The following is a 19,644-nucleotide window of genomic DNA, read 5'->3' as shown; positions in this document are numbered from 1 at the left end:
CGGTCACGCAGCAGGTCGCGGAGGCCAAGTCGGCGACGCTGCAGCAGGCGATCGCGCTGCGCACCCGCGAGGGCGAGCAGCAGCAGCGCTACCAGCTGGCCGAGCTGGCGGCCAAGCTCGATGCACGAGCGCCAGCAGCAGGCTGCTGGCCGAGCAGGAGCGGCTCGGGGCGATCCACGGGGCCGAGCTCGGCCGGCGCCAGGCGTCCGCGACGCTCGATCTGACGATCCAGCAGCAGCAGCTCGACCAGCGGCTGCGCGAGCTGCAGGCCGAGGTCGCGGCGGTGGTCGAGAAGGCGCGGGCGGTCTCGCCCGACCTGATCGCCGCGCTGCAGGCGTTCGGCGATCGAGCGCTGGCCGAGAAGATGGCGGAGTCGATGGCCCCGCTGGATCCTCGGCGGCGAGAGCGTGGCCGAGGTGCTCGCACGGCTGCTGCGCGGCTCGCCGCTGGCGCGGCTGCTGCCGGCGCGGCGAACGAGCCGGCGAAGTCGTGAGCGTGGGGCCGGGTCGCCGCGCCCGTGTGTGGGGTGCGGCGACCGGGGCAGCGATGTCGCGGTGAGCCGGCGACCGGGTCAGCGACGTCGTGAGGCTTCGACCTCGCACGGAGCCGTCGGCTCGGGCCCGCGCGAGCCTCGGTGCGGCCCGCGTGTTAGGCTTGTGCCATGAGCTTAAGTGATCGTTTGCCCGTGGTCGCCTCGTTGCCCGCGCCGGCCCCGCTGGCTGACCCACGAGGATCGCCGCGAGGCCAGGCGCCGCGCTGGGCGGTGTGGGAGCTGACGCTGGCGTGCGACCAACACTGTGCGCATTGCGGGCCGCGGGCCGGCCACAAGCGGCCCGACGAGCTGTCGACCGAGGAGTGCCTCAAGGTGTGTGCGCGAGCTGGCGGAGCTCGGGTGCGGCGAGGTGGTGCTGATCGGCGGCGAGGCCTACCTGCGCAACGACTTCATCCTCATCATCCGGGCGATCCGCGAGGCCGGGATGGCCTGCACGATGACGACTGGCGGCCTCAACCTGACGCAGGAGCGGGCCGAGGCGATGATCGAGGCGGGGATCGGCAGCGTCACCTTCTCGATCGACGGCCTCGAGGCCACCCACGATCGCCTGCGCGGGGTGCAGGGCAGCTGGCAGCGCGTTCGCGGCGATGCGGCGGATCCGCGCGGCCGGCGGCAAGATCGCAGCAACACCCAGATCAACGCGCTGACGCGCCACGAGCTGCTGCCGCTGTTCGAGCTGCTGGCCGACGAGGGCATCCATTCGTGGCAGCTGCAGATCACGGTGCCGCACGGCAACGCGGCCGATCACCCGGAGATCCTGCTGCAGCCGCACATGTTCATCGACATCTTCGCCACGCTCGAGCAGGTGCTCGACCGCTGCGAGGCCCGCAAGGTCCGGCTGTGGCCGGGCAACAACCTCGGCTACTTCGGCCCTCGAGCGGCGCCTGCGGCAGTCGCAGCGCAAGCACTGGCGGCTGCACGGCCGGGGTGTCGGTGATGGGCATCGAGAGCGACGGGGCGATCAAGAACTGCCCGAGCCTCGGCGGCGGCACCAACATCGGGGAACTGGCGCGTCCACGGGGTCAAGAAGGTGTGGGAAGAGTCGTATCAGCTCGGCTACATCCGCGCGCGCACGGTCGACGACCTGTGGGGCTATTGCCGCGAGTGCTACTACGCCGAGACGTGCATGGCCGGCTGCACCGCGGCCGAGCCGCTGCTCGGCCGCCCCGGCAACAACCCGTTCTGCCACCACGCGCGCTGATGATGGACCGCGCCGGGCTGCGCGAGCGCATCGAGCAGATCCGCGGCGCCGGCGGCAAGTCGTTCGACAACGGGCTGTTCCGGGTGATCCGCGAGCACGTCGATCCGGAGCTGCGGGAAAAGCACGGGCCGGGCGATCGAGGAGCCGCGGGTGTCGCGGCTCGAGGAGCCGTACGGGGCCGGGCACACGGTCGCGCTGTAAAGAGCGAGGCTCACGCGGGCGAGCGCGCCCGCTGGCGTGAGATGCGGGCGGCCGCCGCGGCGATGGCGTCGATGGCCCGAAGGGCATGTTTTTTGAACGTGTTCTTCGGGACATCTGACGGCGACGGCCACCGGGGGCGGGGACGAGCAATGGCCGCATGACCACGGGGACACGTCCGCGGGGCATGCGGCGCGGGCGGACGCCGCGAGGGCGGCGGCGAACCATGGACGCATGTCCCCAGGGACATGTCGGTGGGGACATGCGGCCCGAACGGCCGCCGGCGAGGCGCGCAGGCGGGCGCTCAGAAGGTTGTGTCGTCGGGGCCGGCGTAGGTGCTGGCGTCGGACGTGCTGGTCGTCCAGTCGGTCGTGGTCCACTCCTCGTCGGGGCCGGCGTAGGTGCTGGCGTCGGACGAGTCGTTGGTGGCGCTGGTCGTGGTCGTCGTCGTGCCCGGGGTGGTGTTGGTGGTCGACGTCGACGTGTCGGTGGTGGGTGGTGGTATCGCCCCAGGTCGTCCACTCCTCGTCGGGGCCGGCATAGGTGGCGCCGTCGCTGGAGGTGGTGGTGATCGTCGGGTCGATCGTCTCGCCGCCGGGGTTGGTCGATTCGGTGGCCGGCGAGGTGTCGACGGCGGTGTCGGCGGTGTCACCGGTGTTCGTCGACGTCTGGTCGCCGGCGGTCGCCGACGTCTCGTCGCCGAGGTCGCGGTCGACCTGGCAAGCGGCGCCCATCACTCCCAGGCTGGCGGTGAAGGCGACGGCGGCCCACGTCGAGCCGAGCGAGTGACGCTGCGTATGCCGCAGAACGGGCAGGTCGCGTCGGAGGCGCGGAACAGACAGGCGCATTCGGGGCAATCGATAAGCGAAGACATGCCCGGACCTTAGCAGATCGAGGGCACGGGCGACCAGAAAATCTGCCAGCGCCGGCGCGGTGCGGCGGGCGTCGGGTACACTGAACCGGTGTCTGCGGGACTCGCGGTGGCGCTCGCCCTGACGGCCGCGAGCCTCGTCGGCCTCGTCGCGCTGCACCGCGAGGGGCTGCGCCGCGTGCTGCTGCGCGCCGTCGATCCGCGGCCGCTGCTGTTCCGGATCGCGTTCGGCTGCTGTCTACTCGTCAGCTTGCTCGAGATCGCGCCGCTGGCCCCGTATCTGTTCTCCGACGAGGGGATCGTGCCCCGGGCCGCCGTTCCCGAGCTGATGGGCCCGGGGCGCTGGTCGGCTTCGGCGACGGCGTGCGCGAGCCCGCGGGCCCGCGCGACGCCTGGGCGGTGGCCGAGTTCGTGAGCAGCGGCCGGTGGTCGCCGCTGTACTTCGGCGACAGCCCGGGTGGGTGGCCGTACACCTCGGCCTGCTCCTCGCGGCCGCGCTCGCGCTCACGCTGGGCTTTCGCACGCGGCTCAGCGCGATCGCCACGTGGCTGCTCTACGCCGGCTGCTGCGCCGCGGCGACGCGCACTGGGGCGGGGAGCAGGTGTTCTGCGCGTTCCTGTTCCTGCTGACGTGGTCGCGCTGCGGCGCGGCCTACAGCGTCGACAACTGGCGGCGCTGCCGGCGTTGCGACGACGTGGCCTTTTGAGCATGCCCGGGGCCAGGTGCGGGCGCGGGCGCGGCCCCGTCGCCCGCGGCGCCGCGCGGCTGGCGGCGATCTATCGCCGATCCCGGCCTGGCCGCAGGCGCTGATCGCCGCCCAGCTGGCGCTGTGCTACGCGGCCAACGGCTGGGCCAAGGCGGCACGGCGTGGCAGACGGGCGACGCGCTGCTGCTGGTGCTGCTGCGCGACACGTATTCCGCTGGGACATGTCGCCGCGATCGCGGCGGTCGGCCGTGGCCGCTGCGCCTGGCCAGCTGGGGCGTGATGTGGTGGGAGCGGCTGTTCCCGCTGGTGCTGGTCGGGCTGGCCGCGCGAGCGCTGGGGCGCTCGGGGCGCCGGCGCTGCGCGGGCCGCGAGCGCGGCGCCCGGCTGTGCTGGGCGGGCTGGCGGGGGCGGCGCGATCGCCGCGGCTGTCCGATGGACCTGGTCGAAAAGCCAGGCACCCCGGGGCGGCGGAGCGCGCCGCGGCGCTGCGGTGCTGGCCGCCGTGTGCGCGCGGTGGCGACGCGGGGCCGCGGCGGGCGGCGGCCGCGGCGGCTGGCCGCGGGCCGCTGGCGCCGAAGTGGTGGCTCGGTTCGGGCGCTGTTCCACCTCGGCAACCACGCGCTGCTGGCGGTCGGGCGTTCGCGCCGGCGACGCTGGCGCCTACCTGGTCTGTGGGCAGGTCCGTGGGCGGTGGCGACGCTGCGGCGAGCGCTGGGCGGGCTGGCGCGGCGGGCGTACCTGTCCCGAGCACCTGCGCGAAGAGACAGCCTGCGAGGACCCGTCGCTGCCGCACCAGCACCGCGACGCGGCGGCGCTGCCGGGGTGGCGATCGGGGGGCCGGCATGGTGGTGCTGGCCGCGGGGCGATCGCGCTGATCGCGGGGCGGGGGCGCGGGCGTGGCACGCGGCGTGCTGGCCGCGGGGACAGGTCTGACGATCGCGGGCTGGCGGATCGCGCGGCGCGAGCGAGGCGCCGCGGTCGCGCTGCCCGAGCCGTGGGCGCACGGCCGGCGGGCGCCTGGCGGCGGGAGCCTGGTCGCGTACCACGTGGTGGCGCTGCTGGTGTGGCAGCTGCCGGCGTGCCCGGTCTGCCGTGGCGAGCGCAGGCGCGGACGCTGGTGGGGCCGTGGATCGAGCTGAGCTTCACGAGCCAGGTGTGGTCGATGTTCGCGCCCAATCCGCCGCGCGACCAGCAGCTGCTGCGCGCGACGGTGGTCGACGCGGCCGGGGTGCGCCATCGCTTCGCGAGGAGCCGCAGCGCGTGGACGACCTGCCGCGGCCGCACCCGTGGCACGACCGCTGGCGCAAGATCGCCGACAACGTGCTCGGGCAGCGCGAGCGGCTGGCGCAGTGGCACGCGCGCTACCTGTGCCGCCGCTGGGCGCTCGAGCACGCCGGCGAGCCGCCGCGCGAGGTGCTGCTCGAGGGCCTGCGCGCGCCGCTGCCGCTGCCGGGCTCCGACCTGCGCGAGCACTTCGCGGGGCAGCAGCAGGCGCGGGTGCTGATGCGCGTCGATTGTGCGGACGAGCCGTTCGCGCAGCTGGCCCGGAGGTGCGGGCGAGGCACGGGCTGGCGCCGGCGCCCGCCGGATCGCTGCGGTTCGCGTGGGAGCGGCCGGCGACGTGGGCGGAACGCAAGGCCCGGCGCGACCCGCTGGCGCCGCTGTGGCGCTGGCCGCGCTCGGGCTGCTGGGGGCGCTGGCGCGGTGGGCTCGCGAGATCGCCGGGCGCACGTGGCGGCCCGGGCGGCTCGCGCGGGCGAGCAGGAGCGTGGCTGACTCGGGGAGTCTGTGGGGCTGCGCGGGCGCCCGGTGACTCGGAGGAGCTGCGCGGCTGCGCGGGACGACGGCGTTCTGGCCGTCCGACTCATCGGTCGATGCGGCGGTGAGGTTCGAGATGTCCTCGTGGACATGGTCGAAAGAGCAGCCACGCACGGGGAGCGCGCGAGCGCCGAGGTTCGAGGTGTCCTCATGGACATGGTGGAAAGATCAGCCGTGCACGACGGGCTCGCGAGCGCGGGCAAGGTCCGGATGTCCCCGGAGACATGGCGTAAAGAGCAGCCGTGCGCCGGCGGCGAATGAGGCCGGTTTGTCGACCGCCGAGCGACAGGGCCGGTAAGGCGGGCGGAGGAGCGCGGGGCTATATGTCTCCTGGGACATGTCGGAGACGCGGCGGGGCGGGCGACCGGGGGAAGCGCACGCGGGGGCGAGGGCGAGGCACGAGCGCGGACGGGGTCTTGCGCGGTAAGAGTCGCGCATGCGGACGCCGTCGTTCATCGCGTGCTGGTCGGCTCACGGCGGGGTGGGGCGCACGCTGGCGGTGTGGGGCGTCGGTCGTGTGCTGGCGGCCCGCGGGCTGCGGGTGTTGCTGGTGGACCTCGACCTCGAGTCGCCGGGGTTGACGCGGATCGTCGGGAGTGACGGCGAAGGCCTGGTCGAGTGGGCCGTCGCGCGGGGCGGCGTCCAGGCGCTGGTCGAGCGGTGCGTGCCCCTCGGCGAGGGGCTGCGGGTGCTGCCGGCGGGGCGCCTCGATGCGAGCTACTGGGACCGGCTGGACGGGTGGACGGCCGAGGCGCGCGACGTGGCGTGGGGCGAGCTGCGCCGGGCGATCGTAGCGGCCGAGGTGGCGGACCTCGTGCTGATCGACGCGGCGGCCGGTGCGTCGCGGGCGGCCGAGCGCGGGGTGCGGGCGCTCGCCGATCGCGTGGTGCTGTTCACGGCGCTCGATCGCCAGCACGTGGCCGGCACCGCCGAGCTGCGGCGCCGCTGCGAGGAGGCGGGCTGGCGACGCGCGTGGTCGGCAGCCCGCTGCCGGTCGGCGAGGACGAGCTGAGGGCGACGCGCGAGGCGGCGGCGCGCGCGGCGGGGCTCGAGCTGTCGCTGGTGGTCCCGCAGCACCCGCGCGTGGCCCTGGACGAGCGGGCGAGCGAGCGCGGGCCGCTCCACGCGGCGCACGTCGAGCTGGCGCGCGTGCTGCTGATCGACGCGGGGTTCGAGGGGCGATCGATCCTCCCCGCGGTCGCGGCGGCGATCGCCGACGAGGCGTGGCCGCGCGTGGTGTCGCTGATGCGGCTGGCGAAGGTGATCGAACCGAGCGGCGCGTCGCTGGCGGTGACGCTGGGCTGGCTGCGCGAGCACGCGGCGCCGGGCGCCAGCGATCCGGTGTTCGCGCTGCTGGTGGAGGCGTTGCCGGCCGATGCGCCGGTCCACGCGAGCTTCGCCACGGCGCTGCACCGGGCCGGCAATCCGCTGGCGCGCGGCTTCTACGAGAAATTTTTGGCAGAGGCGCCTGACCACGCGGACATGCTCGGCAACTTCGCGGCGTTCCTCAGCGACGTGTGCGGCGAGCACGACCTGGCCGAGGCGTGCTATCAGCGGGCGCTGGCGATCGACGGCGAGGACGCGGACCATCGCGGCAACTACGCCAATTTCCTCGCGCTGGTCCGCGGCGACGCGGCGCGGCCGACGCGGCCTACCGCGAGACGATCGCGCGGGCGCCGGAGGACGCGCATCACCTCGGCAACTACGCGAACTTCCGCGTCAGCGCGTTCGCTGACATGGCGGGCGCGGAGGCGCTGTACCGCCGGGCGCTGGCGGTCGAGCCGGACGACGGCAACCTGCTCGGCAACTTCGCCCGGCTGCTGTTCGCGGAGGGCCGCGCGGCCGAGGGCCGCGAGCTGCTGGCGCGCGCGCTGGACGCGTCGGAGCCGGCGTCGGCGCTGCGCTGCGAGCTGTGCTTCTACGCGTTCGCCCACGCGCCGGAGCTGTGCCCCGACGCGCTGACGCAGCTGCTCGCGGCGCTGGCAGCCGGGGTGCGCTCGCCGGGCTGGGACCTGGCGGCGAACGTGGCGCGCGCGCGAGGCGACGGGCATCCGCAGGCGGAGCTGTTGGCGACGCTGGCGAAGGTGATCGCCGACGAGGCGCCGCAGGCGGCGCTCGACGCATTCGCGCGAGGGTGAGGCGAGGGGCGTCCGCAGCTGTCGGCGACGCTGGCGAAGGTGTTTGCCGACGAGGCGCCGCAGGCGGCGCTCGAGGCGTTCGCGCGAGGGTCAGGCCCTCGCGTTCGCGGCGCTCGCCGCGAACGCGCTGCCGTCAGAGGTATGCGGTGATCGCCGGCGGCTGGTCCTGGCGGTCGCGCTTGCCGTCCTCGTAGATGACGGGCGCGGCGGCCAGCTCCTCCTCGGTGGCGTCGTCGAGGCAGGCGACGTTGACGGCCCAGAAGTGGCCGCCCATCTCCTTTTCGAGGTAGCCGCGCGAGAACACGTGGGCGCCGCAGCGGCCGCAGTGGTAGTGGTGGATGTCGCCGGGCGGCCAGTGCAGCGGGGTCGGCTGGTAGTCCTTCATGGCGTCCTGGCCGGCCGTCGTGCGCACGGCCTCGTCGGGCACGAGCGCCTTGCGGTAGCCGAGCTTCCAGCAGAAGCTGCAGTTGCACTTGCGGATCCCCCGGGACAGGTCGATGTCGGCCTCGAAGCGGATCGCGCCGCAGTGACAGCTGCCGTGGTAGGTCTGGGGCATGGCGAGGTCTCCGCCGCGAGCATGCGCGACGGCGCGGCTCCGCGCCAGTCGCGTCGCCGCGGAGGCGCGCGATGGAGCGCCGCTCGGGGGCCGCGTCGGCACGACCGGCGCGTCGCTGCATGTCCTTCGGGACATGGGACCATGAAGACGAAGCGACCACCGAGCGAGCGCTCGGTGGTCCTCTCGTCGCGGCCTTCGCGGATCAGGCCCGCAGCTCGGCGTACTCGCCCTGCTCGAGGCCGGCGCGGCCGAATTGGGTGACCGGGCCGCCGTCGTCGGTGCAGCCGACGGCGTTGAGCAGGGTGATGAGCAGGCGGTTGTGCGGGTGGGTCTGGACCCAGGGGTCCTGGCCGCCGATGAGGTCGATGTACTGGCCCTGCTTGAGGTAGCCGCCGGCGCTGCCGGCGATGATGACCGGGAGGTCGAGGTACGAGTGGGCCTTGCCGTCGGACAGCTCGTTGAGCCAGACGACCGCGCTGTTGTCGAGCACGGTGCCGTCGCCCTCGGTGTACGACGAGAGGCGATCGAGCAGGTGCCGGTACTGCTCGGCGTGCCAGCGATCGATCTGGGTCAGCATCTCGAGGTAGCCGGCCACCTCCTCGCCCGAGTTGTCGTCCTTGGTGTTGCCGTGCGACAGCTTGTGGTGGTTGAACTCGTGGTTCATGCCGTCCCACTTGTAGATCGGGCCGCCGGAGCCCGAGGCCCACTGGATGCTGCCGACGCTGGTGGCCCCGCAGGCGATCGCCATGGCCAGGACGTCGAGCTGCATCAGGCCGATGGTCTTGAACTGCCAGTCCTCTTGCACCGAGTTGGGGTCGATCGCCTCGATCTCGGCGGCCCGCGCCGGGTCGAGGGCGCACTCGATGAGGCCGTTGCCGACCATGTCGATCTCGAGGTCGCGGATCGAGTCGGCGTGCATCTCGAGCTTCAGGGTGTCGGCCTGGCTGAGGTTCTTGGCCTTGAGCGCCTTGAACTCCTCCTCGACCAGGTCGAGCACGCTCTGGCGGCGCGTGGCGATCTGCATCTTCACCATCTCGTCGAGGCCGCCCAGGCCCATGAGGTCCTGGTAGGTCAGCCACGGGTTGCCCTCGGGCGTGACGGGCGTGTTGTTGCCGGCGTACGAGATGTGACCGAGCACGTTGGTGTGGCGCCAGCCGACCGAGAGCGTCATCGACGGGCTGCCGTCCTTGTTGAGCTCCTGGGCGGCGCGCTGGTCGACCGAGATCCCGCGGGCGTACAGGGTGTTGGGATCGAGGGCCTCGGCGGTGAGCTTGTGGCCCATGCCCTTGGCGTGGTCGTCGCCCGGCGTGTCGGCGTCCTGGCCCCAACCCTTGGGCACCATGTGCATGCCGCGCGGGATCAGCAGCTTGCCGGCGTAGTCGGCCAGCGGCTCGATGCTGGTGCCCATCAGCGACGCGGCCGTCAGCGGGCCGGGCGCGGCGGGGAAGAAGGTCTCCATGTTGACGCCGTTGCACATGAAGAACACGACGAGCCGCTTGCCGCCGGGCTCGGCCGCCCTGGCGGTCTTGATGAAGCGCCGCCAGTTCAGCGACTCGAGGAAGGGCAGCGCGACCGCGACTCCGCACGCGCCTCGCAGGAAGTTGCGCCGTCTCATGGTCATCACTCCTCCACCGCGCGGAAGCGGAAGGTACGGGTCAGGGTGAGGGACACCAGCAGCTCCTTGATGTTGTAGCCCGAGGCCGCCAGCTCGGCGTCGAGGGCGGCGCTGCGATCGGGCGGGCCGCGCCGTTGCCGAGGGGGTGCGCCGGCTTGTCGGTCGCGGGGGAGGGCGCCGCGCCGTTGCTGGGGGCGTGCGCGGGCGCGGGCTTGTCGGCGGCGGTCGCGAGGGAGGGCGCCGCGCCGTTGCCGGGCGCGGGCTTGTCGGTCGCGGGGGAGGGCGCCGCGCCGTTGCCCGGGCCGTGCGCCGCGGGCTTGTCGGTCACCGGCGCGGGGGAGGGCGCCGCGCCGACGGGGATGCCGACGAGGGTGCGCCTGTCCGGATGGCCAGCCGAGGTGTCCGCAAAGACAGGGACGCCCAGCGGCGGGGTCAGGGGCCGCGACGTGGCCGCGGGCGGCAGGATGATGAGCGGCGTGTCGGGGGCGATGGCCATCGCCGCCAGCGAGGCGCTCTCGTCGTCGAAGCCGCCCGGGTCGATGAGGGGAGCGTCCGGCGCGACGGGGACGGCCGAGGGCCGGGCCGACGGCGGGCGGCTCGACGCGGGCGCCGCGTCGGACTCGGGCGCGCGCGAGTCGTAGGCCGCCGTCTGGCGGTTGCCGGCAGCGATCGGCGCGGGCGCGGGCTCGGTCCTCCGCCCCGCAGCGGCGAGGCTCGGGGTGTCGAGCTGGGGCCCGGACGAGCTGGTCGAAGAGACAGGTGCCACGTCCGACGTCGCGGGCGCGCCGGGCGGGGACGGGGAGGTCGAGCGCTCGAGCCCGGCAGCCGCGGGCGACGCGTCCGTCGCTCGCTCGGGGCCGCGGCTCGCGAGCGAGGCGAACGCAGCGGCGGAGCTGTCCGCTGGGACAGCTCCGGACGCGGCGCCCGCACCCCCGGCGGCGCGCCGTGGCTCCGCGGGAGCCTCCGCAGGACGTCCCTTGCTGTCCTCAGGGACAGATGCGGCGGGGGCCCGACCCGCGGCGGACTCGTCCGCAGCGGCGAGGGAGCGCTCCAACGGAGCGGCCGCGCTGCCGGGTTCGGTCGCGGAAGAGGAGCCAGGAGCCGCTGTCGCGTCGACGCCCGCGCGCGCCGGTCGGTCGCCCGCGCCGTGCTCACCCGGGCTGGGCTGCTCGCCAGGGCTGTCCGCGGGGACAGGCGCAGCCGCGGCGGCGTCCCCGGGCGGGGTCGCATCCGCGGACGCTTCAGCCGGCGCTCGCAGCGAGCTCGCCCCAGCCTCTGCCGTCCGGGTCGCGGCGCCGTGCGCAGCGCCGGACGGTGAGCCCGAGGCTCGCGCGGCGGTGTTCGGTCCCGACATCGCCGCCGGCCGCGGGCCGGCCAGCTGCCTGTCCGCGGGGACAGGTACGTCCGCCTGCAGCGCGTCGGCCAGCGACACCGGCGCGTCGGCCGACCGCTCGTCTGCGGGCGCGCCGCGGCTCGCGTCCGCCGTGGATCGAGCCTCCGCCTCCGGCGCGTCCTCGGACGTCTCCGCCCTCGCGGCGCCGGCGGCCGGCCGGTCCGCGAGGTCGGCCGTCTTCGCGTCGGCCCCTGGCCTGTCCGCAGGGACAGGCGCATCCGCGGTGCGAGCGTCGAGCGCCGACGGCGCCGAGACGCCGACTGCCTGGTTCGCGGGCCCATCGATCGGCGACGAGCCAGGGGCCGCGGTGTGAGCCTCGATACCCGATTCCTCGGTGGAGGCGGGCGCGTCCGTACGCCGGGCGACGCCGGGCTCGCTCGAAGACTCGCCTGCCGGCCCCGGGCCCGACGCTGCGACGGCCGCGGTCGCCCGCGCGCCCATCGCCGGCGGGCCGCCGGGTGAACCGGCCCCTCGTGCGTCGGCCAGCTCGCGCGTGCCGGACGGCTCGGGGCCCGCGGCGCCGGATGACCTGTCCGCAGGGACAGGCGTCGCCGCGGTCCGCGCGTCCGCGGCCGGCCTGTCCGCAGGGACATGTGCTCCCGGCGATCGAGCGTCGGCCGCCTGCCTGTCCGTGGGGACAGGCGCATCCGCAGCGCCCGGGTCAGTCGCCCGCCTGTCCGCATCGGCCGCGCGCGGCGCCGGCGACTGCCTGTCCGCGGGGACAGGTGCATCCGCCGGTCGCCCGTCCGCCGGGCCAGGCGTGTCGCCGGCCCGCGACTCGGACACGCCCGAGCCCGGCACGAGGCTGATGGTGACCGAGGCGGTGCGCAGCGCCTCGAGGTAGTCGAGCAGGATCAGCGCGTAGCGCGGGGCGAGGATCGATCCATGGCGCTCGGCGGCGATCTTGGCCAGGCAGCACTCGGGCGCGACCACCGGGTAGAAGCCGCGGACCATGCGGTAGAGCTGGCCGAGCTTGGCGTCGGGCAGGTCGGGGTGGACGGCGACGATGAGGCGGCCGTCCTCCTGCGCGAGCGGCATGGCCCAGCCGATGTCGACCAGGTCTCTCGGGACATGTTCCCAGGGACGGACCGGCCCGCGCTCGAGCAGCCGCACCGGCGCGCCGGGGAGGCCGCACGCGCTCTGCAGCAGGGCGTCGAGCTGCAGCGGGGTCATCAGCCCGAGCTCGAGGATTGCGGTGTCGAGGCTGCCGCCGGCCAGCTGCTGCCGCCGGGTCGCGGCCTCGACATCGGCGCGCGACAGCGGGCCGTTGGCTTCGAGGTGGCGCAGGAGGAGGCTCACTGTTCCCTCACGACGTAGGTGCCCGTCAGGTAGTCGTGGAAGGCCCGCTTCTCGCGGTCGAAGGCCATCCACAGCGAGCCGAGGCCGCCGGGCACCAGGCCGACGGCGGTGCCCGCGAACCGCACCGTCGCGCGCACCGGGCCGACCTTGCCGCCGGCGCGGTGGACCACGCGGATCCCGGTGAGCTTCTGGCCGGGTGTCCTTCCGGGCAGGGCGATGAACAGCACGAAGTAGAACGCGACCATCACCAGGAGCGGCGCCAGCCACACCAGGATCTCGAGCGGGTCGACGGTCAAGAGCTGGAGCAGGCCGGCCCACGAGAAGCCGCCGCGCACCGGGCTCGCCTCGCCGAGCACGCGCTGCAGCCCGAGGTGCAGCGGGCCGGCGGTGACGAGCAGGATCGCGGCGTCGACCACCGCGGCCGCGAGGCGGCGCCAGAAGCCCGCGACGCGCACCGGCACCAGCGCTTGCCCGCACGCCGGGCACGTCGGTCGCCCGTCCTTGACCAGACCGATGTCCAGCGCCGCGTCGCAGCTCGGACACGGTGCGGGTCGCTCCTTGCGGGACCAAAACGCCATCGGCGCGCACCATAACACGGCCCCGGGCCTCCCGGTCCGTCCCCGCGCGGCGCGGCGGGTCCCCGCCGGCGCTCAGGCGAACATCACGCGAGCGACAGCGACCAGCGCCGCCGTCTCGGTGCGCAGCGTGTAGGGCCCGAGGCCGAGCGCGCGGAAGCCCGCGGCGCGCAGCAGCGCCGCCTCCTCGGGGGTAAACCCACCCTCGGGTCCGACGCACACACGAGCCCCCGCGGCGGCCGCCGGAACGTCGCTCGATGTCGCGCGCAGCTCCTCCCACGCGAACAGGCCGGGGAGGTCGGTGCGCCGGGTCGTGGCCTCGCGGAGATCGACGGGGCCCGAGATCGCGGGCGCGCGGGGCCTGCCGCACTGCCGCTGCGCCGCTCGCAGCACCCGCGCGATCCGTTCGCCGCCGGGCGCCGCGCCCTGGCTGCGGGCGCAGCGGACCAGCACGACCTCGGCGACGCCGATCTCGCACAGCGCCGGCAGCACGTCCAGCACCGCGGCCGGCTCCGGCATGCCGAGCAGGACCACGATCTCGCGCGCCGGGGCCGGCACCGTTCGTTGCTCGAGCAACTTCACGGTGGTGACCCGCGCGTCGCCGCCGACGACCTCGGCCAGCCACAGCCCGCCGTGGTCGTCGATCGCCTCGATGCGCGCGCCGTCGCCGACGCGGCGGACCCGGCGGAGGTAGTGCGACTCGGCGGCGTCGAGGCCGACGTGCGCCGGGTCGGCCGGCGCGCCGACGAACACGCGCGTGCTCATCCGGCCGCTCGCAGGACCAGGGCGCACCACTCGGCGAGGTCGCGGCGGTCGGCCAGCGCCAGCCCGGCCGCGCCGTAGGCGGCGAGCACGTCCTCGGCCTCCTCGCCGAGCACGCCGCTCAGGATGACGGCGCCGCCGGGGGCGAGGCGGCGGGCGAGGTCGCCGGCGATCGGGATCAGCACGCCGGGGCGGATGTTGGCGAGGATCAGATCGAAGCTGTCCGAAAGTTCCAAGACGGTCGCGGCCCGGATCTCGAGCCGGTCCTCGAGCCCGTTGGCGGCGGCGTTCTCGGCGGTGGTGTCGGCCGCCTCGGGGTCGTTGTCGGCGGCGACCACCGCGGCCTGCGGGAACAGCCGCGCCGCCGCCAGGGCCAGGATGCCGGAGCCGCAGCCGAGGTCGAGCACGCGGTCGGGGCGCGCGCCGGCCTCGGCGAGGGCGACCAGGAGCTCGAGGCAAAGCCGCGTGGTCTCGTGCTGGCCGGTGCCGAAGGCGCGGCCGGGGTCGAGGACCAGCTCGAGCTCGGGGTCGCCGGGCCGGCGATCGATCCAGCTCGGCCGCACCAGCAGCGTCGTCGTCGCCGCCGAGAACACCAGCGGCGCGTAGAACTGCTTCCACGTGTCGCGCCAGTCGTCGTCGGTGCGCACCGCCGGGGTCAGCCGCAGCGGCAGGTGCAGCTCGGCGCCCAGCCGCTCGACCTCGGCAGTGAGGCCTTCGAGGCCGTCGGGGGTGGTGTAAATGGTCAGCTCGGGGATCTCACACCGACTGCCGAGCGTCGACGTGTCCCGCGTCTCGACCCCCGCGGCGCGCGGGTCCTCGGCGATGAGCGTCGCCAGCGCCTCGAGCCGCTCGGACGCCTCTGCCAGCTCGCCGAGGTCGATTCCCGCTCCGTCGTCGTCGGACCGGCCGCGGAGCTGGACCAAAAGCGTCGCCCACGGTTCGGCGGTCGTCTCTGCTGTCTCACGCATGGCGCGGCAATATAGGCGAGTTCGTCGCAACAGCGACGGATCAAATTGCATGCTCAATTACAAAAAAGGCTCCAAGTGCTCAGGGCCTGCGGCCCGCGGGCCCGTGCGCACTTTTTAACTTTATTCGCCCGGACGCCTCTGCCATACCTCGAGGCCAGATCTGGGCGGCGCCTCCGGCGACGGCGACCCATGAGGGGTTGGCCGCGACGCATCATCCCCCGGGCGCTGCAAGAGGGAGAGGCACATGGTGGCATTTACGGGAGTCAAAGTGTTCTCGGCAACCAAGGCTTGGGAGCGCGAGCAGATCAGCGACCGCATCAACGAGTGGCTCGAGGCCAATCCCGGCGTCGAGATCGTCGACAAGGTGGTCACCCAGAGCTCCGACAGCGAGTTCCACTGCCTGACCATCACCCTGTTCTACAGCCGCCCGACCAGCCGTGGTGCCCACGCCCAGGCGTCCGTGGCGCCCTGACGCCGGTCGCGGCCCGCAGTCCGATCGAGCCTTTGCCCCGCGAGCGCCGGCGCCTGTGGCGTCGGCTGTCGCGCTTTCTCGGCGGCGCGCGGCGTCGACGATGCGAGCGCTGGCGCCGGCGCGACGCGCATTGGAACTTCGGGACAGGTCTCGGGGGACAGCGCGAGGTCCCGGTCGCGCCGCTTGTCGCGCCGCCCGGCCTGCGGGTATGGTGCGCCCGGCGATGGCACGGGGTCGGCTCAGCGTCGAGGCGTACGCAGCGGGGGTGCAGGCCGGCGATCGAGCGGTGCTGGCGCGGGCGATCACGCTGGTCGAGAGCCAGCGGGCCGACGACCAGGTGCTGGCGCGCGAGCTGGTGGCGGCGCTGCAGACGGGCGAGTCGCGGGCCGGTGGGGCGCTGCGGGTCGGCATCACCGGCAGCCCCGGCGCCGGCAAGAGCACGCTGATCGAGGCGCTCGGCCTCCACCTGGTGCGGGACCTCGGCCGGCGCGTCGCCGTGCTCGCGGTCGATCCGAGCTCGGTGCGCAGCGGCGGCAGCATCCTCGGCGACAAGACCCGCATGCAGGAGCTGGCCCGCGAGCCGCGCGCCTTCATCCGCCCGTCGCCGTCGCTCGGCGAGCTCGGCGGGGTGGCCCGCCACACCCGCGAGACCGTGCTGCTGTGCGAGGCCGCCGGCTTCGACGTCGTGCTGGTCGAGACCGTCGGCGTCGGCCAGTCCGAGGTGATGGTCGCGCAGCTGGTCGACTGCTTCCTCGTGCTGATGCTCGCCGGCGCCGGCGACGAGCTGCAGGGCATCAAGCGCGGGATCCTCGAGCTCGCCGACATCCTCGCCATCACCAAGGCCGACGGCGACAACCTGGCCGCCGCCGAGCGCGCCCGGGCCGAGTACGCCCTGGCGATGCGCCTCATCCGGCCCAAACACGCGGGCTGGTCGGTCCCGGTCGTCACCACCTCCTCCGTCACCGGGGCCGGCCTCGCCGCGCTGTGGCAGACGGTCGAACGCCACCGCCAGGCGCTCCAGGCCGGCCCCGCCTGGCAGGCCCAGCGCGAGGCCCAGCAGGTCTACTGGCTGTGGCGCGCGATCGAGGCCGAGCTGATGCGCCGGTTCGCCGCCGATCCGCAGGTGCTGGCCCGCCGGCCCGCGCTCGAGGCGGCCGTCCGCGCGGGGCGCCTCAGCCCCGACCACGCGGCCGCCGAGCTGCTGGCGGCGTTCGCCGGGCCGGGGCGGTAGGGCCGCCGGCGGTGCTGCGCTGAGGGGCATGTTCGAGAGGACATGCCCGTCCGTGCATGGCCGAGAGGACATGCTCGATCGAGCATCCGCGCGAGGGTTCGGGCGCGAAGCGGCGCGACCTGGCAGCGCAGCGGTCTTCGGAGGCCCGGCGCAGCGGGCAAGCGGTCTCGGACGGCAAGCGGCGCGGCCCGGCGGCCGGAGGTGCGGAGAACTTGGACCCGCGCAGGCGGGCAGGTGGTCTCGGACGGCGTGCAGCGAGGCCGCTCGGCGCGTAGAGGGCGGAGGTCCGGGAGCCCGGGCAAAAGTCTCGGAGGGCATACCGCGGCGCGGCCCGGGAGCCCAGCGGTGCGAAGGGCCTCGCAGGCGGTCCCGGGCGGCCTGCACGGCCGCGGCTGCAGGCGGGCGCCGGTGCGTCCGCCAGGCGGTATCATGCGCCGGTGAGCGTCGACGCCGACCGGTTGCTCGCGTTGTTCCGCCGTCACCTCCCGCTGCGGGCGGGCTCCACCGAGCTCGCGTTCGCCTCGGGCCGCGACATGCCGGTGTGGCGCAACGAGGGCGGGTTCCCCATCGTCGCGGTGAGGCTGACGATGTTCGACCCGGTCGACGGCGTCATCCCGCTCGACATCCGCGAGCAGGAGGTGTGCCTCGGCGACGATCGGGAGCATGCCCCGGAGCGCTGGCTGGCCTACGTCGAGGGCCACCTGCGGGCGATGCCGGCGATCCTCGCCCACTTCGGGGACGGGGCTGCGCTGCTGCCGTACGACCTGTTCGCCTACGGGGCGGTGCTCGCCGACGCCGAGCTGCAGCGGCCCGAGGACTTCGCGGCGGCGCTGAGCGATCCGGCTCGCCTGGCGGTCATGGACGAGGCCGCGCGCGCGGCCGAGTGGCGCGAGCGGCTCGAGCCGCTCGGCCTCGCCGAGCACGTCGCGGCGGTGCGGGCCATGGCCCGCCCCTCGATCCGCTTGCACCTGTCTCGCAGCCACGAGGTCGACGACGACGCGCGCAGTGAGGCGGAGGCCACTTCCTACCCCGGCCAGACGCGCCTGGGCGGCGCGCCCGACTTGCCGCCGGACCTGCCGTGGCCCGAGGTCGACGGCGTCCCGCTGACCTTCGTCGCCCAGTTCGACCTCGCCGAGCTGGCGGGCCGCGCCGCCGCGCGCGAGCTGCCCGCGCACGGCCTGCTGAGCTTCTTTTACGCCCCGATCCCGCCCGACGGGGCGCGCGCCCATCCGGTGCGGGTGCTCCACTTCACCGACCTCGACGCGCTCGTGCGCCGTCCGGTCCCGGCGGACGTCGAGCCGCTGGCCGCCTACGACATCGACGCCGCCGACGAGCTGCAGTACCCGTGCGTCGACAGCTACTTCTTCTACGAGTCGCTGCTGCCCGAGGAGCGGATCCTCGCGGTCCATCGTCGGCGTCAGCAGGGGAAGGGGGGCGAGCTCATCCCGTTCGACCGGCTCGAAGGTTTCATCGCCGAGTCCGACGAGCTCCGCGACTACGAGCGGCCGTTCCACCGCCTGCTCGGGCACCCGGCCTCGATCCAGGGCGACCCGTACCTCGACGTCGAGATCGACACTCGCCCGCAGGGCTGGGACGGGTGGGTGGACGGCACCCCCGAGGCGCTCGAGCTCCGCCGCCGCGCGCTGCGCTGGCGCTTGCTGCTGCAGATCGACGCCCAGGAGGACGACGGGCTGCTGCTCAACCAGGACGGCGGCTTCTTCTACTTCTGGATCCCCGCCGACGCGCTGGCCGTCCACGACTGGTCGCAGGCGCGCGGGGCCCTGCAGTGCCACTGAGGGGCATGCCCTCGGCGACATGCCGGAAAGGGCAGGGCCTTTCCAACATGTCTCGAAGGGCATGCCCGATCAGCCAGCCGCGCCGCGGCCGGTGAGGTCGATGCGGCGCCAGGCGCCGCTGCGGAAGCGCAGCACCATCGCCAGCGCCAGGAAGAACATGTACACGACCATGCTCCACGTCGCCGCGACCGCGCCGCCGTCCCAGGCGAACACGGTCAGCCAGGCCAGGGGCAGCCAGATCACCCAGGCGAGCGCGATCCGGAGGACCAGCGGCCAGGCGGTGTCGCCGGCGGCGCGCAGCGCCTCGGTGAGGGTGATCACCGTGGCGTCGAGCAGCTGCCACACGGCGCTGATCGCCAGCAGCCGGGCGCCGAGGACCACCACGTCGCCGGACGTCTCGACCTCGTCGCGGGCGAAGATCGTCATCAGCGGCACCGGGATCGTGAAGTAGAGCAGCCCGACCAGGCCCTGCCAGGCGGCGGCGACCGAGAAGGTGCGGACCACGATCCGCGGCACGTAGTGGTGGTTGCCGGCGCCGATCGCCTGGCCGACCAGGACCGCGCCGGCCGAGCCGAGGCCGAACGCGGGCATGAACGAGACCGAGTTGACGGCCACCACGGCCATCATCGCCGCGACCGCGACGGTCCCGAGCTCGGCGACCACGAGGTTGATGAAGATCAGGAAGGCCGCGAACTCGAGGAACCAGTTGAGGCCGTTCGGCAGGCCGAACCGCATCATCCGCGAGAACTCGCGCATGCCCAGGCGGCCGTCGGAGCTGTCCGGAAGGACAGGTACAGGGTGCTCGACGGGACCGATCGCCGCCGGGTCGATCGTCTGCTGGTGGCGCGCGCGCCAGAAGGCGTGGCAGCACACGGCGAAGCCGGCCACGCTGGCGAACACGCTGGCCCACGCGGCCCCCTGGACGCCGAGCGCGGGGGCGCCGAGGTGGCCGTAGATCAGGACCCAGTTGAGGGCGATGTTGACGACCATCGCCACGAGGCTGGCGCGCATCGACACCTGGGTGTCGCCGAGGCCGGCGAACCAGTTGCCGAGCGCCTCGGTGCCGACGACCACGCCGGTGCTGAGCATGCGGATCGCCATGTACTCGGCCATCACCTCGCGCACCGCCGGCGCGTGGCCGGTGAGCGAGAGGACCGGGCCGATCGCCGGGATGGCGACGATCGTCGCGACCATCGCCAGGGCGGACAGCCACAGGCCGTACCAGGCGTAGCGGCGGGCGCTGGCGAGGTCGCCCTGGCCGGCGAGCTGGGCGGCGTAGCTCTGGACGATGAACGTGATACCCATCGGCAGCACGAGGATCCCCAGCGAGTTCATCGCGCCGGTAGTCGCCGCCGCGAGCGCGTCGTCGCCGAGCGGGGCGACCATCGCCGCGTCGCTGAAGCTGATCACCGACTGCGCCGAGCGTGCGAGCACGATCGGCCAGGCCAGGGTGATGAGCGCGCGGAGTCCGGGGACCGAGGACATGGGCGCG

General features: G+C 74.3%; 23 protein-coding genes. 15 read left to right on the top strand and 8 right to left on the bottom strand.

The annotated features are described in order from the left end of the window. The 5 genes from NAEX_RS51705 to NAEX_RS43995 all read left to right on the top strand — a co-directional run. The coding region (locus NAEX_RS51705) for a hypothetical protein (RefSeq protein ID WP_170136516.1) at positions 1 to 224 on the top strand (224 nt) is incomplete at its 5' end. A gap of 59 nt (positions 225 to 283) precedes the next feature. Beyond that, complete coding sequence (locus tag NAEX_RS44005; RefSeq protein WP_096333460.1) at positions 284 to 493, top strand: hypothetical protein; 210 nt, start codon at positions 284 to 286, stop codon at positions 491 to 493. A 304-nt stretch (positions 494 to 797) separates the two neighbouring features. Beyond that, on the top strand, positions 798 to 1,490 hold the full coding sequence (locus NAEX_RS44000) for a radical SAM protein (protein WP_096333459.1): 693 nt from the start codon (positions 798 to 800) through the stop codon (positions 1,488 to 1,490). Positions 1,491 to 1,583: 93 nt separating this feature from the next. Further along, entirely contained in the window at positions 1,584 to 1,754 is a 171-nt protein-coding gene (locus tag NAEX_RS51700) for a hypothetical protein (protein WP_170136514.1), read from the top strand. Beyond that, complete coding sequence (locus NAEX_RS43995) at positions 1,754 to 2,116, top strand: hypothetical protein (protein ID WP_096333458.1); 363 nt, start codon at positions 1,754 to 1,756, stop codon at positions 2,114 to 2,116. The genes NAEX_RS51700 and NAEX_RS43995 overlap by 1 nt, the downstream gene beginning before the upstream one ends. A gap of 140 nt (positions 2,117 to 2,256) precedes the next feature. Here the strand turns inward: NAEX_RS43995 and NAEX_RS43990 are convergent, their stop codons facing one another. Beyond that, positions 2,257 to 2,493, bottom strand: coding sequence for a hypothetical protein (locus NAEX_RS43990; RefSeq protein ID WP_096333457.1), 237 nt, complete (start codon positions 2,491 to 2,493; stop codon positions 2,257 to 2,259). A 2-nt stretch (positions 2,494 to 2,495) separates the two neighbouring features. Here NAEX_RS43990 and NAEX_RS43985 point away from each other — a divergent pair, with 2 nt between their 5' ends. The 7 genes from NAEX_RS43985 (at position 2,496) to NAEX_RS49135 (ending at position 7,485) form a co-directional block, all read left to right on the top strand. Next, the gene (locus NAEX_RS43985) at positions 2,496 to 2,741 is read left to right on the top strand and encodes a hypothetical protein (protein ID WP_096333456.1); all 246 of its coding nucleotides are present in this window, start codon (positions 2,496 to 2,498) and stop codon (positions 2,739 to 2,741) included. Positions 2,742 to 2,914: 173 nt separating this feature from the next. Beyond that, the gene (locus tag NAEX_RS43980) at positions 2,915 to 3,238 is read left to right on the top strand and encodes a hypothetical protein (RefSeq protein WP_143825746.1); all 324 of its coding nucleotides are present in this window, start codon (positions 2,915 to 2,917) and stop codon (positions 3,236 to 3,238) included. 129 nt (positions 3,239 to 3,367) lie between these two features. Then, complete coding sequence (locus NAEX_RS51695; RefSeq protein WP_170136513.1) at positions 3,368 to 3,529, top strand: hypothetical protein; 162 nt, start codon at positions 3,368 to 3,370, stop codon at positions 3,527 to 3,529. An 896-nt stretch (positions 3,530 to 4,425) separates the two neighbouring features. Continuing rightward, positions 4,426 to 4,668 carry a hypothetical protein gene (locus NAEX_RS43975; RefSeq protein ID WP_143825745.1) on the top strand — a complete coding sequence of 81 codons (243 nt, stop codon included), beginning with the start codon at positions 4,426 to 4,428 and terminating at the stop codon, positions 4,666 to 4,668. A 121-nt stretch (positions 4,669 to 4,789) separates the two neighbouring features. Further along, complete coding sequence (locus tag NAEX_RS43970; protein ID WP_096333453.1) at positions 4,790 to 5,305, top strand: hypothetical protein; 516 nt, start codon at positions 4,790 to 4,792, stop codon at positions 5,303 to 5,305. A 478-nt stretch (positions 5,306 to 5,783) separates the two neighbouring features. After that, a complete protein-coding gene (locus tag NAEX_RS43965; RefSeq protein ID WP_096333452.1) occupies positions 5,784 to 6,359 on the top strand; it encodes a KGGVGR-motif variant AAA ATPase in 576 nt (191 codons plus the stop codon). Positions 6,360 to 7,083: 724 nt separating this feature from the next. After that, a complete protein-coding gene (locus tag NAEX_RS49135; RefSeq protein WP_143825744.1) occupies positions 7,084 to 7,485 on the top strand; it encodes a tetratricopeptide repeat protein in 402 nt (133 codons plus the stop codon). A gap of 133 nt (positions 7,486 to 7,618) precedes the next feature. Here NAEX_RS49135 and NAEX_RS43955 read toward each other — a convergent pair whose 3' ends face one another. The 6 genes from NAEX_RS43955 to NAEX_RS43930 all read right to left on the bottom strand — a co-directional run bounded on the left by NAEX_RS43955 (position 7,619) and on the right by NAEX_RS43930 (position 14,653). Continuing rightward, positions 7,619 to 8,041, bottom strand: coding sequence for a GFA family protein (locus NAEX_RS43955; RefSeq protein WP_096325524.1), 423 nt, complete (start codon positions 8,039 to 8,041; stop codon positions 7,619 to 7,621). Positions 8,042 to 8,243: 202 nt separating this feature from the next. Further along, complete coding sequence (locus NAEX_RS43950; RefSeq protein WP_096333462.1) at positions 8,244 to 9,656, bottom strand: DUF1552 domain-containing protein; 1,413 nt, start codon at positions 9,654 to 9,656, stop codon at positions 8,244 to 8,246. Positions 9,657 to 9,696: 40 nt separating this feature from the next. Further along, entirely contained in the window at positions 9,697 to 12,348 is a 2,652-nt protein-coding gene (locus tag NAEX_RS43945; RefSeq protein WP_096333450.1) for a hypothetical protein, read from the bottom strand. Beyond that, on the bottom strand, positions 12,345 to 12,926 hold the full coding sequence (locus tag NAEX_RS43940; protein WP_096333449.1) for an RDD family protein: 582 nt from the start codon (positions 12,924 to 12,926) through the stop codon (positions 12,345 to 12,347). The genes NAEX_RS43945 and NAEX_RS43940 overlap by 4 nt, the downstream gene beginning before the upstream one ends. Before the next feature lie 72 nt (positions 12,927 to 12,998). Further along, entirely contained in the window at positions 12,999 to 13,688 is a 690-nt protein-coding gene (locus NAEX_RS43935) for an RsmE family RNA methyltransferase (protein ID WP_096333448.1), read from the bottom strand. Next, on the bottom strand, positions 13,685 to 14,653 hold the full coding sequence (locus NAEX_RS43930; RefSeq protein ID WP_170136512.1) for a 50S ribosomal protein L11 methyltransferase: 969 nt from the start codon (positions 14,651 to 14,653) through the stop codon (positions 13,685 to 13,687). Before NAEX_RS43930 ends, NAEX_RS43935 begins: the two co-directional genes overlap by 4 nt. Before the next feature lie 244 nt (positions 14,654 to 14,897). On the opposite strand from NAEX_RS43930, the gene NAEX_RS43925 reads away from it, so the two are divergent. The 3 genes from NAEX_RS43925 to NAEX_RS43915 all read left to right on the top strand — a co-directional run bounded on the left by NAEX_RS43925 (position 14,898) and on the right by NAEX_RS43915 (position 18,152). Further along, a complete protein-coding gene (locus NAEX_RS43925) occupies positions 14,898 to 15,125 on the top strand; it encodes a hypothetical protein (RefSeq protein WP_096333446.1) in 228 nt (75 codons plus the stop codon). A gap of 223 nt (positions 15,126 to 15,348) precedes the next feature. Beyond that, positions 15,349 to 16,356 (top strand): methylmalonyl Co-A mutase-associated GTPase MeaB, encoded by a 1,008-nt coding sequence (meaB, locus tag NAEX_RS43920; protein WP_096333917.1) that lies wholly within the window; start codon positions 15,349 to 15,351, stop codon positions 16,354 to 16,356. Positions 16,357 to 16,793: 437 nt separating this feature from the next. Next, entirely contained in the window at positions 16,794 to 18,152 is a 1,359-nt protein-coding gene (locus NAEX_RS43915) for a DUF1963 domain-containing protein (RefSeq protein WP_096333445.1), read from the top strand. 69 nt (positions 18,153 to 18,221) lie between these two features. Here NAEX_RS43915 and NAEX_RS43910 read toward each other — a convergent pair whose 3' ends face one another. Then, positions 18,222 to 19,637: an MATE family efflux transporter gene (locus NAEX_RS43910; RefSeq protein WP_096333444.1), complete on the bottom strand. Its 1,416-nt coding sequence runs from the start codon at positions 19,635 to 19,637 to the stop codon at positions 18,222 to 18,224. Positions 19,638 to 19,644 lie beyond the last annotated feature (7 nt).

The organism is Nannocystis exedens (assembly GCF_002343915.1).
In the GTDB taxonomy this organism is placed as follows: Bacteria; Myxococcota_A; Polyangia; order Nannocystales; family Nannocystaceae; genus Nannocystis; species Nannocystis exedens.
Note: the sequence above shows the minus strand (reverse complement) of the source record. Positions and strands in the feature narration are given on the sequence as shown.

Coding starts and splice junctions, on each gene's coding strand:
- NAEX_RS43930 (WP_170136512.1), bottom strand. CDS start 14,653: ATGCGTGAGACAGCAGAGACGACCGCCGAACCGTGGGCGACGCTTTTG.
- NAEX_RS49135 (WP_143825744.1), top strand. CDS start 7,084: ATGGCGGGCGCGGAGGCGCTGTACCGCCGGGCGCTGGCGGTCGAGCCG.
- NAEX_RS43950 (WP_096333462.1), bottom strand. CDS start 9,656: ATGAGACGGCGCAACTTCCTGCGAGGCGCGTGCGGAGTCGCGGTCGCG.
- NAEX_RS43935 (WP_096333448.1), bottom strand. CDS start 13,688: ATGAGCACGCGCGTGTTCGTCGGCGCGCCGGCCGACCCGGCGCACGTC.
- NAEX_RS43925 (WP_096333446.1), top strand. CDS start 14,898: ATGGTGGCATTTACGGGAGTCAAAGTGTTCTCGGCAACCAAGGCTTGG.
- NAEX_RS43910 (WP_096333444.1), bottom strand. CDS start 19,637: ATGTCCTCGGTCCCCGGACTCCGCGCGCTCATCACCCTGGCCTGGCCG.
- NAEX_RS43955 (WP_096325524.1), bottom strand. CDS start 8,041: ATGCCCCAGACCTACCACGGCAGCTGTCACTGCGGCGCGATCCGCTTC.
- meaB (WP_096333917.1), top strand. CDS start 15,349: ATGGCACGGGGTCGGCTCAGCGTCGAGGCGTACGCAGCGGGGGTGCAG.
- NAEX_RS43995 (WP_096333458.1), top strand. CDS start 1,754: ATGATGGACCGCGCCGGGCTGCGCGAGCGCATCGAGCAGATCCGCGGC.
- NAEX_RS43965 (WP_096333452.1), top strand. CDS start 5,784: ATGCGGACGCCGTCGTTCATCGCGTGCTGGTCGGCTCACGGCGGGGTG.
- NAEX_RS43940 (WP_096333449.1), bottom strand. CDS start 12,926: ATGGCGTTTTGGTCCCGCAAGGAGCGACCCGCACCGTGTCCGAGCTGC.
- NAEX_RS43990 (WP_096333457.1), bottom strand. CDS start 2,493: ATGCCGGCCCCGACGAGGAGTGGACGACCTGGGGCGATACCACCACCC.